A 14,125-nucleotide genomic window follows, 5' to 3' on the forward strand; every position below is an offset into this window, starting at 1 on the left:
GGTTCACGACAGACGCTGCTCAACAAATTGCATTTGCCTACATCCTAAGCGGAGCCCTCTCGCATATAACCCCGCCACGTCTGATTCGCAGCCTGTGGGTAATTGCCCACGCTTCACAGCTCATTTCAGACAAAGAACTTTCAGGCATGCTCAACTCAAAAAAACGCGACAGGCAGCTCGCTTCCTGCACTTTCCATCCCTCATTACGCGTATCCCCCCTGACCCTGAGCCTGCTTGCAGGTATGTGGACGATCCCCACTCAAGCATTGGCGTATAGCGAACAGGGACGCTTGCACGACGCCGCCAGCTGGCACAGCGCGGAGTTCAAACTGGATTGGGGGTTGGCCGCAATTGGCGCGGATGTGGCCTATGCCCGCGGGCTGAGTGGCAACGGTGTACGCCTGAGCCTTGGCGATACTGGTGTTGATTTACGTCACAGTGAATTCGCTGCAAAAGATAATCGCCCTGTGCGCATCGCTGACTTCGGATGCGAGAAAGAAATGCTGCCTACAAAGGGCAATCGGGGCTGCTTCTTCTCCGAGGGTGATCGCGCGAACATCGAGTACAACGACTTACCGCCAGAAACCTTGGCCCGACTGGAACAATTGATCGCCAACCGCGAACTGTCCAGAGACGAGCTTGATGAGTACAAAGCCATGCTGGGCGCAGCATACGAACCCCATGGCACTCACGTAGCGGGAACGATGCTCGCCAACCGTGATGGCAAAGGCATGCACGGCGTGGCCTATGCGGCCAATCTGAGCTCGATACGCTTGTTCGGTAACGTCTATAACGATGCTCCCGAATCACAGGGGCAAGACAAGACCGTCATGCCTGCCCTCGAGGCCTATCTGCCAGCGTATGAGCAACTGCGTGCACAGAACGTGCGAGCCATCAATCACAGCTGGGGTATCCCCGAGGACTTGTCCACCGTTGAACAACTGGATGCAGCCCTGCAAAAGCATCGCTCGGGCCTGATCGATGTGTTTGCCAAAATGTCCCAAGACAGCGGTTTACTACAGGTGTGGGCGGCCGGCAATTCCGAGAACAACCCGACCCCCGAACTGTCCCCTTTCGCGGATACGCTGGCCTCCTTGCCCCGCGCCATACCAGAGCTTGAGCCGTACTGGTTGAGCGTGGTCAATGTGAATAAAAACCTGCTGCTGAACTCGGATTCGTTTCGCTGCGGCTACAGCATGAATTGGTGCGTGGCCGCTCCGGGAACCGTAATCACCTCCTCCGTCGTCGATGGTGAGATCGACGTTAAAAAACGCTATGCCGAGGATGGCGAAGTCAACGGCGTTGATGTCATCGCCGACCGTCCCCGCTTTGGCTATGCAACCTATACCGGCACGTCAATGGCCGCCCCCCATGTAACCGGTGCGCTGGCGCTTTTGATGGAACGTTTCCCGTATCTGAGCAACCCGCAAGTACGCGATGTACTGCTGACCACGACCCAAGACCTGGGTGCACCCGGCGTGGATGACGTGTACGGCTGGGGCCTGATCGACCTGAAAAAAGCCATCGACGGGCCAGGCCAGCTGCGTGTCGATACCACCGTGGCAATGGACCGCCGCGCCGGTGGCGCCGTGATCTGGCAAGGCGGCGCCTGGGATGACTGGCGTAACGACATCAGTGGCCCTGGGCGCTTGGGCAAGACCGGTGATGGCTGGCTGCGGCTCAGTGGCAACAACAGTTTTGCCGGTGTGACCCTCAGCGGCGGCATCCTCGAACTCGATGGCAATAACCGCTTGGCCAGCGACATCAACGTTGCAGGCGGATTGCTACGCCTTAACGGCACCTTGCAGGGCACTGAGCTCAATGTGAACGGCGGCATCGCTCATATCAACGGCCAACAAACCGGCGCCATTACCCGAGTAGGTGCAGGCGGTTGGCTCAGTGGCGACGGCACACTGGCTGACACCCAAGTACTGGGAACCATTGCCCCCGGCAGCGAACACCGGCCATTGACGGTCAACGGTAATTATCTACAGGGCGCAGGTTCGGCTTTGATCGCCACTGCGGGGCAACTTGGCGCTGTACCGGCGCTGCAGGTCACAGGCCTGGCCGAACTGGAAGCGAGCACGCTGCGTTTGGCCCGCAATCCCGGTGTATTTGCGCTTGGTGAGCACTACCGCGTGTTGCAGGCCGATGCGGGAATCAAGGGCCATTTCACCTCGTTTGATCACCGGGCGTTCTCGCCATTTTTAAGCTTCACCCAGACCCAGGACACACACTCCATCGGGGTTGATGTCGCCCGTGGGTTGCCGCTGCTCTCGGCCGCCAGCACCGCCAACCAGCGCGCCACGGCCAGCGCCGCCGACAACCTGGCCATGTCCGAGCCGCTGGCCCAGCGCCTGACCTCGCTGTTCCCTGACGAGGCGAGACACGCACTGGGCCAGCTCAGCGGCGAACTGCACGCCAGCACCCAATCAATACTGCTCGAAAACACCCAGGTGCTGCGTAACGCCGCGCTGGTTCGTGCGCGTGAGGTCCTCGACAGCCCCTCCCGTCAGGGCGTCTGGGTGCAGTCGCTTCTGCAAGGCGGGCGCCTGAACGGTGACGGCAATGCTGCGTCTGCCAGTCACAAACTCAGCGGCATACTGGTCGGTGCTGACCATGACTTCGAACAGGGCACTAGCGCCGGGCTGCTGCTTTCCAGCGGTCAAACCCGCGTAAAAACCGCAGGTGGCGACCGGGCCACCCTCGACGGTTACCAGTTCGGCCTGCATGCGGGGCACGCCTGGGATGCCTTCGGGCTTTACGGCGGGCTCGCCTATGGCCACAACAGGATACAAACCAAGCGCCACATCAATATTGCCGGGATCGATGAAAACCTTTCCGCCAACTACCGCAGCCGGACCCAACAGGTATTTGTTGAAGGCAACTATCGTTTGAGTCAGGGCGCGTGGGACTGGCAACCCTTTGTGCAACTGGCCAGCGTGCGCAGCCAGACTGACGGGTTCAGCGAACGCGGCGCCAAGAGTGCCCTGAGCGGACGCGCTGCCAGCAGCGCGGTTAACCTGACCACCGGCGGCGTGCGCTTCAAGGTCGATTTGCACAGAACCTCAGCCGGGCCTTCCTGGCTCAGCCTCAACGGCAGCGCGGCCTATACCCGCGCCAGCGGCGACCTGAGCCCAACCACCGATGTCGCCTGGCAAGGCGCAAGCAGCATGCGCGTCGCAGGAGCGCCGCTGAACAGCACGGCGCTGCAACTGAACCTTGGCGCTGTTGCACGGCTCACCCACAGCAGCGCCTTGAGCATGAACCTGAGTGATCAGCGCGGTGAACGCGCGCGCGAGCGCAGCGTGTCAGCGCAGTATCAGTTCGAGTTCTGAAGACTGACCTTCCTCAACATCGCTCACGGCAAACGTGTCGTCAGGGACCCAGAACAAAAACGGGTCCTTGGCCGGACGGTTGTCATAGGGCCGCACACGGCCCTCCTCATCCACGGCACCGGCGCGTCGAAAGCCATATACCTGGCGCCGCTCGACATGAATGCTCGGTGCCGCCCCTTCGCCACTGGCAGGTTCAATGTTCATTGCCTTCAAAGTCGCCAACAAATCATCAATGATCTGCTGTCGATTGAGAGTGAACGCCGAGGCAAAGCAGCGCCAGAAGCGCCAACCGGCACGTTCCAGAATACGTTGGCGGCGCATGTCGCTGTCCCAGCGGTCCGGCCCGTGGAAACGGTCGCCGTCACACTCGATTGCCAAGCGACTGTCGTTGTCACCTTCAACCACCATATCAATGCGATAGGCCCCTACACCGACCTGCGGGATCACCCGATAGCCGCGCCGGGTCAGTTCATCGTACATGTCGCGTTCAAAGCCCGACTCGCATAACTCGCGCAAATCGCTGACCTGCGCTGCATCCTGAGTAAAGGGCGTTTCAAAGTGCTCGATCAAGCCACGGCGCAAACCATCGACCGCACTGAGGTCGGTCAGTTCGACGCTGCGCACCAGGTACATGCGATCCCGCGCCCGGGACGCGGCCACGTTGAAGCGCTGGGCTATCGAGTCGCGGCTGTTGGCAAAACAATCACCGGGGCTGGCGACCATCGACAGGAACATGATGTCCCGCTCCTTGCCCTGGAACGTGCGCGCATCACCACAGCTGATCTGGAATTGGGTGATCACCTCTTCGCCCAGCTCTTTAGTCAGCATTTGCATGACTTTTTGCGCCTGCTCCGCCCCCAGCAGCGAAACCACACCGATGCTGCGCCCGGCAATCTGCGGCAGGGCGATCAGGCGACGGATTTCCTCGACAATCACATTGGCTTCGCCGAGGTTGAACTTGCCCTTTTTCTCCCCGTCCATCACCAGCAGATCCACCAGCGGCGGATCCAGGCGCTCGGTCATCATCGGCAGGCGCAGCGGCTTGAGCTCGTGGTTATAGAACTCGCGTTTGGAGTACTCGATGATCGGCGCCACACAGCGGAAATGCTCACGCAACATGGTGCCGCTCTTGGCAAACACTACTTTAAACAGGTCATACAGCGAGCGCTCAGGAGACATCAATGGCCGATACAGCCCCACCTGATTACCCAGATAGCGCGCCATCATGTTCTGTACGCGCTCTTCTTCCATGCCGATACCGTCCGGCGAAACCTGTTTGTCATCGCCCACCACCAGCACTTTTTTCGCGCGCAGCAAGGCAGGCAAGGCGCTCAGATCGGACTGTGACGCTTCGTCGATGATCACCAGGTCAAAGGCCCCGTACTGGGCCGGCAGGCTCTCGCAGATACGGTAATGCGGCATGATCCAGCACGGGATCGCCGAAATCGCCACATCGGCGGCCAGTCGCGCATCCTGTCGATAACGCCCGGCACGCACGCCGGTGCCCTTGCCGATCTTGCGGATCGCGGTGCGATACAGCTCAAGGGCCGCCCTGACACTTGGCGTGGCGTTTTCCGAAAGGCGCAGCCAGGTTCGCTTGACCACCGCATCCTGGTAAAGGCGCGACAGACTCAGTTCCAGCTCACCGCGCAATGTGAACAAACGCTTAAGATCTTCACGCCCGTCGATGCTGTCCAGGTAGCGTGCCAGACGGCTCAGACGCCACACGTCCAGACAGTTGTCCGCCAGCAGGCCATCCACCGGGCCGGTGCTCGGCTCGTCGCGTAAACGTGCAGCCCAGAGCAAGCCGCCACTCTGCGCGATCACCTCTGTCACCCGCTGCACCGTGGCCAGCGCACTCGTCAGCGCTAACACCCGGCGCAACTCGTCCATCAACTCGGACCACTGCGCCTGAACCTCGGCGGTGGTCACCTGCGGCTGGCCCAGACTCAAATCCAGAAACCCTTGCAGGCGTTCGCTCACCGCGCCGCCACAACCGGCCAACGCCTTGTTGAAGGCTTCCTTGAGCGCCCAGGTGGCCGCCAATCGGTGGCGTATCAGGTAATGGCGCAAAATGCCCTCACCCTTGCCCATCACCGCCTCGTCACTGCGCAACTGAGCGACTTCAGCCCAGTCCGGGAGCAGGTGTTTGAGTTCGGTTTGAGCGCGGACTTCGCCCTGTTCGGCGCGGATGATATCGCCGTATTGTTCAATCGCCCTGGCCGCCGCCAGCAGTTGCTCGGCGTCGGTTTCAAGGGTCGGCAACGGCATCTCGGCGGCCAGTGCATTCCAGCGCAACAACAGGGTGCGGCCCAGTTGCTGAAAGCGCACAAACGCCTGCACGTGGGCCCAGTCCTGATCACTTTGCGGCTTGCTGCCCAGCACCACAATGTTGTCCAGCAACTGCTTCTGGCTGCCCTTGCCGATCAGGCCGGACAAGCCGAACGGGCGCCGCCCCTGGGCCAGGTTATCGATGGCGGCGACCACCTCGGGCTGTGCCTGCAGCTCGAAGGCCAAACTCACCGGCCGGGCGACAAACGCCTTGCGACCGGCCAGTGCCTCTTCGATTTCGCCCTTGAGGCTGTCGAAAAGCGCCAGCACATCGGCATTGGGGTTACGCATCAAATAGGCCTGCATGGCCGGCACCCAGCTGTGCTCCGCACTTTTGAGCTGCGTACGCAGTGCCTGCAATTGCCCCAGGTGCTCGACCAGCGTCTGCGCCTGTTCAAGGGTCTGCGCGCTGGCGTCGAGCAACCGCGGCACCTCGCCGGTGCTTTCCTTGTGCTGCAACTGGCTTTCCTGAGCCAGATCCTGATGGACCTGAATCAGCGTCTGCGCATCCGGAAAGTCGTCCAGTTGCGGGACTTTCAGGCCCAAATAAGACAGCGAGTCCTTGAGCTCAAGCCGTGCCTCGCGCAAGGCAATAATGTCTTGCAGGGTGAAGCGTGGGCGGTGCTCCTCGCCAATACCGATCTGATCGGCAAAGCCGTTGATTTCATCTTGCGCCGCGGCGACCTGCAATGCGGCATGGGTGGGGCTGAGGCGTTCACCGTCGATTTCCAGGTCCGACAGGTTACGCTCGGCCCACTGCGTAATTTCACGGTCGGCGCTGGCCATCTGACCGTGGAGCGTATTGATTTCGTCGTCGATCTGGCCGATTTCGCGCTTGTACAGCGCCCGATCAATGCGCTGGACCTCAGATGAAATCTTTTGAATGGCAAATTCGAACTGCTTCATGCCGTCCGCTTCGCTGCTCAGCAGGCTGATCGCCAGCGGGCGGATGTCTTCCGGGAGTTTTTCCTGCAACACAGCCAGCGCCGGGTCTTTCATCGACGTCACCAGCACCCGCTTGCCATTGGCCAGGTAATGGCTGATGACGTTGGCAATGGTGTGGGTCTTGCCGGTGCCAGGCGGGCCCTGCACCACCACACCATCGTGCACTTCCAGCAGTTGGATGATTTGCACCTGCTCGTCGTTGTAGGGCTTGGGGAAATACAGTTCGTGGACTTTAGCCGCTGGCGCATCACCGCCTTGGGAACCACTGACGTAGGACAAACCGCGAAACGGTGGCAGAACTACGTCTTCCAACACGCTGGAAGGCTCGGTCAAGATCGCCTGCAAGGCTGGCGGCAAATCGCCGATTGCCTCTATCTCGCCTTCAAAACGGGCCAGGTCTTCAATAAACATATTGCTGTCGCGAACACGGGCAAACAGGCACCAGGTATCTGTCACGCACAGGTGCTCACCGGCCTTGGGCACGCTGCGATCGCCTTCGGCAACCGTCACCGGCACAAACTGCCCCTGAGCATCGAGCAATGACGACGCCGAGCGAATCACCGGCTCATGACTGCCCGGATTGAACGGGCTGATCCCACCCTGGTCCTTGTTGAAAAAATCCTTGGCCAGCGTCGCCAATGGCCCGACACCGGCAATATCTGCCGCGACATAAGCATCCACTTCCAACCGCGGCTCAGCGGCACGCGGACGTACTTCCAGCGCCATGGTGTCCGGGTTGATGGCGATCTCGACCAACTGGCTAATCAACGGGTAATGGATGACACCGACCTCGGGATGTTCCCACGTCGAAACCCCTAGCCCCCAGACCAGTTCCAGCTGCGCATCCCCCAGATTGCCCTGCATCTGCTGCACCAGCAGAAACAGCTCGGCATACAGCTCGATACTTTTGCGCCGCTGCTTTTCCTCTACCGCCCACAGGCGCCAGGCAGTCTGGCTGTAGGACTTGAACTGGGCCTTGATCTCGCCTGCATCCAGGCAGTCTTCCAGATTCACCCACTCATCGACCGGGGCGTCTTCGCTGACATTGATCCCCACCAGAGTCAGGCGCGCAAGCTCGGCCTCGGACAGTACGCCGCTGTTGATCAGCGCTTCACGCGCTACCCGCAGTTTTAGCGCCGGCTCGGTTTGCGGGGTGCCTTTAAGCTCGATCCACAGCGCCAGCAGCGGGCTCAATGGCGCGGGCGGACGGGTCTCGTGCAAACGCTCAAGCCGCAGCCAGATTTCATCATCGTCGCCTTCCAGTACATCCAGGCCGACACCTGGCAATGCGCGCAGCTTTTCTTCGCTGGCGCTGAATGCGTTGTGCTGGCTGACGGTCAACGCGGGCCGCTTTTGCATGAGTGCCGTCTGTTTTACAAATTCAATCAGACCAGCGAGACGTGCGCGTAATGTATCCATGTTTGAGCTGAACCACTTTGATAAGGGGGGGCATCGAGAAAGCCTGAAGGCGCCGGAAGAAAGCGAAAAATCCTACAATGGCCGACACAATACAGAGGTTCAGGTGGTATTCAGATACATCATTCTGTAAAAACTTCTCGCTATAAAAGACGGCCCGGATATTCCCGATAAGGTCGCTACCCATGCCCCCCTCTCCCCAACGTCTCGCACTTGCCATCGCGCTTTTAAGCTCAAGCGGGTTTACCCCGTTGGCACTCGCCAGTGACACCATTTTGAGCGCTCCCAGCACCAGCGCCCTCAACCTGGGCGCCAGCGACTCGTTGACCGTGACCCCAGCCGGGAGCCTGACCACTGCCAAAGTGGCTGTCACGCTCAAGGGCAGTACCAGCGGTACAGGCGTGGTGATCGACAACGCGGGCAGCCTGATATCGACGGGTGGGCGCGCTATCGACAGCAGTGGCAGCGCAACTGGCGAGCGTAACTACAGCATTCTTAACCGCAGCGGCGCGACGATCCAGGGCAGCAACGATGCCCTGCGCATCGACACCCACTTCAGCAGTGGCAGTGTGCTGATCGACAACAGCGGCACCATTCGCTCAACCGACAGCGGCCAGGCCATCGACCTCGACGCGGTGCGCAACGATGACGTCAACATCTCCCTGATCAACCGTGCAGGCGGGTTGATTCGCGGCGAGTTCAGCGACGGCATGAAAACCGGCTCCAACGCCACGATTGTCAACTACGGCGAGATCTCATCGGGCGATGCACTGAGCGACGACAACAAGTTCGACGGCATCGACATCGACTCGGCCACCGGCGTGACGGTGACCAACTACGGCACCGTTACGGGCGGGCGCCACGGGATCACCACCGATCTGGGTGCAACGCTGATCAACCATGGCGAAGTGACCGGGCGTAACGGCTCGGGCTTCGGCTCGGACGGTGATGGCACTGTAATCAACTACGGCACCATCACCGGTGCCTACTCCGGGCTCAAGCCTAACGGTGATGGCGACGGAGTGGATATCGACCTTATCGCCCACATCGAAAACTACGGCGTGATTCAGGGCACCGGCGCGGGCGGTGTCGATAAAAACGGCTTTGCCAACGGCAGCGAAGGTATCGCGCTGGGCGGTGGTTATATCTACAACGCTCAAGGCGCGTTGGTCAGCGGCGCCAACAATGCAGTGCTGGTGGATGATGGCAGCGATGGCTCAGGGCTCGCCGCCACCACCTTGATCAACCACGGCACGATCAAGGGGCTGGACGGTTTTGGCGTGAAGTTTGTGGGCGAGTTCGATGATGTGGTGATCAACAATGGCCTGATCAGTGGCAGCAATGGCCAGGCGCTGGATCTGGGCGGCGGCAATGACCAGCTGACGCTGGGTAGCGCCAGCCGCTTCGACGGTTTGGTCGATGGCGGCAGCGGTTTTGATCAGGTCACGCTCGATGACCCGGCCGGTGGCAGTTTCGGCAATAGCCAGAACTTTGAATGGCTGGACGTGAGGTCCGGTAGCTGGACACTTACCAGCCAGAACGATTTCAGTGACGGCGGCGTGATTTTCAGCGGCGCCCGCCTGATCAATCAGGGCACCATCAGCGGTGCCCTGATCGTCGACGAAGGTGGCGTGTATGCCGGTGGCGGCAGTGTTGCCAACCTGCTGGTCAACGGCACGTTGCAAGCTAACCCACAGTTGGGAGGTCCAAGTATCATCCATGACCTGACCCTGACCAGCGACGCGACCCTGGCTTATGGAGTCAATGCCGATGGCAGCAGTGCGCCGGTAAAGGTCGGTGGCACTGCCTGGCTCAACGGCGCAACGCTGGCGATCAATGCCGGTAGCGGCAACTACCCGTGGCTCAGCCAGTACACGGTGCTCAACGCAGGGGGCGTCGACGGCACCTTCGCCAAGGTCACCAGCGACTACGCCTTCCTCACCCCGACCCTCAGCTACAGCCCCACCAGCGTCGAGCTGACCTATGCGCGTAATGACGTGGCTTTTGCCAATTACGCCAGCAGCGCCAACGGCAGGAGTGCCGCCATCGGCCTCAGCCAGCTCAAGGCCGGGAATGCGCTGTATAACGCCTTGCTCAACACCAGCACGCAAACGGCGGGAGCGGCCATCGAACAACTGGCGGGTAGCAGCACTGCAAGCCTGAGCAGCGCAACGTTGGGCGCCACCTCACAAGTGGGCAGCAGCATGTTGACGGCCATGCAGTCCTTGGGCGCAGCCGGTGGATTGCAGGTTGCCAGTGCTGCCAGCGACACCCCGGCCCTGGCCGCCACTGGCGTACCTGCGGGTGTGCGCAACCTCAATGACCCGAATGCCCAGGGTCGTCTCTGGCTTCAGGGCCTGGGCAGCTATGGCCGCCTGGACGGGACACACGGCAACAGCGATCTGACCCAACACACCAAAGGCGGACTGCTCGGTGCCGACTGGGCGCTGACACCCGACTGGCGCATGGGCGTGCTCGGCGGCTACTCAAAAACCGACGTGAACAGCACCGGCATGGATGGCACCGTCAACAGCTGGCATGCGGGCGCCTATGCGATCCGCCAGAGCGGCGCGTTGGCCCTGCGTCTGGGCGCGGCCTATAGCGGCCATAACGGTGACAGCAAACGCAGCGTGGTGTTTAACGGCTTCAGCGATCAGCCCAAGGGCGATTACCAGGCCAGCAGCCAGCAAGCCTTTGCCGAACTGGGCTACGCCTTGGGCAGCGGGCGCCTGAGTGCCGAACCGTTTGCCAATCTTGGTTATCAGCGTTACCAGCGTGATCGCTACACCGAAAAAGGCGGTGCTGCCGCGTTACAGGTCGATCAGCAAACACAGGACAACTTCAACAGCACCCTGGGGGTGCGTCTGGCGCATCTGAGCCAACTGGAAAACGGCATGAGCGTCACTCCACGCCTGAGCGCAGGCTGGAAGCACACCTATGGCGATGTCAGCAGCACAACCAGCCAGGCCTTTGTGCTCGGTGGTTCTGCCTTCAATGTCGAAGGCAGCGCGCTGGACCGCAACAGCCTGGTATTGGAGGCAGGGCTGGATATTGGCGTATCGGCCCGTCAAACACTGGGCGTGGGGTATACCGGCGATATCGGCAGCAACAGCCGCAATCACGGGCTGATGGGGCAATGGCAAATGAGTTTTTGATAACGTAGCCGCTCGGCGGCGAAGCCGTCGTAAACCTTGAGAGCCGGTTTTAACTGGCACACCGCAGCATCTGATTTCACGACGGCTTCGCCGCCGAACGCAGCCTTCGTTCCTCGGCAGCTGCTACAGGGGTTGCGTTTCACGCACAAAAAAAAGGCCCTCCCCGAAACCGGGGAGGGCCTTTTGCTTAACGCCGGGGGTTAGCCCAGGTTAACGCCAAAGTTCGATGCCAATGGCGCCAGGCCACCTGCAAAGCCTTGGCCGATAGCCTTGAACTTCCACTCTTCGCCATTACGATACAGCTCGCCGAAGACCATCGCGGTTTCGGTCGAAGCGTCTTCGCTCAGGTCAAAACGTGCCAGCTCTTTGCCGTCTGCCTTGTTCAGAACGCGGATGTAAGCGTTCGAAACCTGACCGAAGTTTTGCTTGCGGCCATCAGCGTCGTGAATGGTCACCGCGAAAGCCAGTTTTTTAGCTTCTTGCGACAGGCCCGCCAGGTTGACGTTCACTTGCTCGTCGTCACCATCGCCTGCGCCCGAGCGGTTGTCGCCCTGGTGCACAACGTTGCCGTCCGGCGAAGTCTTGTTGTTGTAGAACACAAAGCTGCCGTCATTCAGCACTTTGCCGCTCTCGCCAACAATAAACACCGAAGCGTCGAGGTCGAATTCCTGACCGTCAGTCACTCGTGGGTCCCAACCCAGACCTACGATAACTTCGGTCAGGCCCGGAGCTTCTTTGGTCAGGGAAACGTTGCCGCCTTTACTCAGACTTACTGCCATGTGCGTGAACCCTTATATGAAAAGTTGATGGGTTGCGGATTAAAATTTCAGACCGTAGCTTTCAGCCAATGGCTTGAGACCACCGACAAACCCTTGACCGACAGCGCGGAACTTCCACTCGGCGCCATTGCGATACAGCTCGGCAAAGATCATCGCGGTTTCGGTGCTGGCGTCTTCAGCCAGGTCATAACGCGCCACTTCATTGTTGTTGTCCTGGTTCACAATGCGGATGAAAGCATTGCGTACCTGGCCGAAGTTTTGACGGCGTGCGTCAGCTTCGTGAATGGTCACGGTAAATGCGATCCGGTCGATGTCGGCTGGCACCTTGGACAGGTCGACCTTGATCGCCTCGTCATCGCCGTCGCCTTCACCGGTACGGTTGTCGCCCGTGTGCTCAACCGAACCATCGGTGCTTTTGAGCTGGTTGTAAAAAATGAAATCGGAGTCAGCGCGTACTTTACCGTCAGCCTTGAGCAAGAAAGCGCTCGCATCCAGGTCGAAGTCTTGACCATCGGTGGAGCGTGCATCCCAGCCCAGACCCACGAGGACTTTAGTCATCCCCGGAGCTTCTTTGGACAGAGACAGGTTGCCGCCTTTGGAAAGGGAAAGTGCCATGTGTAGTTCTCCTTAGTAATGTGCGATCAAGCGTTCGTGTCGTTTTTAACGTCGGACTGCTCTTCTTCCTTACCGGGAAAGATGATGCTGGCCACAATACCAATGGCCAATACCACCAACACCACGATCAAACTGGTGTTTGGATCAATGCTGATACCGTGGCCAAACAGGTGATCGGTTGCGTTCAGGGCCAGCTTGCCGGCGATAAAGAACAGCAGTGCGATAACCGATTTCTCCAGGTGTACCAGGTAGCGTTTCAGCGCTTCGAGAACGAAGTACATGGTACGCAGGCCCAGAATTGCAAACATCATGGCCGAGTACACGATCAAGGGTTCACGGCTCACGGCAATCACTGCCGGCACGGAGTCGAAGGCAAACAGAATGTCTGAAACCTCAACCACCACCACACACAAAAACAGTGGTGTTGCAAAAAGAGCGCCCTTACCTACAAGGGTCATTCCCTTGTTCTGCGGCTTCGTGATCTCTTTTTCAAGCTCTGTACGTGAAACAAAGAAATTATGTCCGTGCAGCTTCGGCCAAACCGGGAACAGTTTTTTCGCAAAACGGTAGGCCATATGCGTGGAGTAATCCTCCTCTTCGTCCTCTTCCTTGCTGCGCAGCATCATGATCGCCGTCCAGGCCACGACCACCGCAAACAGCACTTCGACCCAAGGGCCGAACGCCAGCAGACCAGTACCGATCGCCACGAAGATCAGACGGAACACGATGGCGCCGATGATGCCCCAGTACAGAACACGGTGACGCAGCGCGTCCGGGATCTTGAACCAGGCAAAGATCGCCATGAACACGAACAGGTTGTCGACGCTGAGAACTTTTTCCAGCGCGTAACCGGTTACGAACAGGCTGGCCACGCTTGGGCCGTGGGCGTAATACAGGTAGCCCGCAAATGCGAGGGAGATCAGCACCCAGAATACCGACCAGACGGCGGCGTTGGTCAGCGTGACCGGTTTATCGCTTTTGTGGGTAAACAGGTCGATTGCCAGAGCAATGACCGCCAGAGCCACAAATACAGCGATGGTAGTTGGCGGAAAGCCAATTGCCGTGTTTTCCATGATGTCCTCAGAGATCAAAATCGCCAGGGTTCAGCCCCAGCTCATTGCAGATGGTGCGGCAAGCAGCCCGCTCACTTTCATCAAAGTTGCCGTCGGCGCTACCGATTGCGCAGCAAACACGCACCAGCAGACGGGCGGCATCTTCTTTTTTACGCAGCTGACCAATCGACTTAAGCGCTTCAGCGCGGCCGATTTGCTGGTCAAACTCAAATTTTTCGCAGACGGCGTTGAATGCCTTGATCACGTCTTTAACGTCAAAGGCCTTCAGCTCATTCGAGTTCTGAATAAACCCGACCATCTTCTGTTTTTCGTCGCTGCTGATATTGCCATCGGCAGCGGCCACCAGTGCGCACCCGGAAACTACGGCTTCCATGAACTCACGGTTTTTGAACTTGCTGACTTCCGTCGAGAGCTTGTCACGGGCGGCAGTGGCGTTGGTTTTGAGCCATTCGAGCATTGGAGTCACCTTGTCA

General features: G+C 59.5%; 7 protein-coding genes. 2 read left to right on the forward strand and 5 right to left on the reverse strand.

The window, feature by feature from the left end:
- The first annotated feature begins 146 nt into the window (after nt 1-146).
- Entirely contained in the window at nt 147-3,338 is a 3,192-nt protein-coding gene (locus U5A05_RS21170) for a S8 family serine peptidase (RefSeq protein ID WP_321834658.1), read from the forward strand.
- On the opposite strand, the gene U5A05_RS21175 is transcribed toward U5A05_RS21170, so the two are convergent.
- Nucleotides 3,312-7,973, reverse strand: coding sequence for an AAA domain-containing protein (locus U5A05_RS21175; RefSeq protein WP_321834659.1), 4,662 nt, complete (start codon nt 7,971-7,973; stop codon nt 3,312-3,314). The genes U5A05_RS21170 and U5A05_RS21175 overlap by 27 nt on opposite strands.
- Nucleotides 7,974-8,215: 242 nt before the next feature.
- Here U5A05_RS21175 and U5A05_RS21180 point away from each other — a divergent pair, with 242 nt between their 5' ends.
- On the forward strand, nt 8,216-11,185 hold the full coding sequence (locus tag U5A05_RS21180) for an autotransporter outer membrane beta-barrel domain-containing protein (RefSeq protein ID WP_321834661.1): 2,970 nt from the start codon (nt 8,216-8,218) through the stop codon (nt 11,183-11,185).
- A 200-nt stretch (nt 11,186-11,385) separates the two neighbouring features.
- Here U5A05_RS21180 and U5A05_RS21185 read toward each other — a convergent pair whose 3' ends face one another.
- Genes U5A05_RS21185 through U5A05_RS21200 form a run of 4 tightly spaced genes read right to left on the reverse strand, consistent with a single transcriptional unit; the run spans nt 11,386 to nt 14,109 of the window.
- Nucleotides 11,386-11,964: a TerD family protein gene (locus U5A05_RS21185; protein WP_261739811.1), complete on the reverse strand. Its 579-nt coding sequence runs from the start codon at nt 11,962-11,964 to the stop codon at nt 11,386-11,388.
- A 39-nt stretch (nt 11,965-12,003) separates the two neighbouring features.
- Entirely contained in the window at nt 12,004-12,579 is a 576-nt protein-coding gene (locus U5A05_RS21190; protein ID WP_261739812.1) for a TerD family protein, read from the reverse strand.
- 26 nt (nt 12,580-12,605) lie between these two features.
- Nucleotides 12,606-13,652: a TerC/Alx family metal homeostasis membrane protein gene (locus U5A05_RS21195; RefSeq protein ID WP_261739813.1), complete on the reverse strand. Its 1,047-nt coding sequence runs from the start codon at nt 13,650-13,652 to the stop codon at nt 12,606-12,608.
- A gap of 7 nt (nt 13,653-13,659) precedes the next feature.
- On the reverse strand, nt 13,660-14,109 hold the full coding sequence (locus U5A05_RS21200; protein WP_261739814.1) for a tellurite resistance TerB family protein: 450 nt from the start codon (nt 14,107-14,109) through the stop codon (nt 13,660-13,662).
- Nucleotides 14,110-14,125 lie beyond the last annotated feature (16 nt).

It is taken from the genome of Pseudomonas kulmbachensis (assembly GCF_963681935.1).
In the GTDB taxonomy this organism is placed as follows: Bacteria; Pseudomonadota; Gammaproteobacteria; order Pseudomonadales; family Pseudomonadaceae; genus Aquipseudomonas; species Aquipseudomonas kulmbachensis.

Coding starts and splice junctions, on each gene's coding strand:
- U5A05_RS21200 (WP_261739814.1), bottom strand. CDS start 14,109: ATGCTCGAATGGCTCAAAACCAACGCCACTGCCGCCCGTGACAAGCTC.
- U5A05_RS21170 (WP_321834658.1), top strand. CDS start 147: ATGCTCAACTCAAAAAAACGCGACAGGCAGCTCGCTTCCTGCACTTTC.
- U5A05_RS21195 (WP_261739813.1), bottom strand. CDS start 13,652: ATGGAAAACACGGCAATTGGCTTTCCGCCAACTACCATCGCTGTATTT.
- U5A05_RS21190 (WP_261739812.1), bottom strand. CDS start 12,579: ATGGCACTTTCCCTTTCCAAAGGCGGCAACCTGTCTCTGTCCAAAGAA.
- U5A05_RS21185 (WP_261739811.1), bottom strand. CDS start 11,964: ATGGCAGTAAGTCTGAGTAAAGGCGGCAACGTTTCCCTGACCAAAGAA.
- U5A05_RS21180 (WP_321834661.1), top strand. CDS start 8,216: ATGCCCCCCTCTCCCCAACGTCTCGCACTTGCCATCGCGCTTTTAAGC.
- U5A05_RS21175 (WP_321834659.1), bottom strand. CDS start 7,973: ATGCAAAAGCGGCCCGCGTTGACCGTCAGCCAGCACAACGCATTCAGC.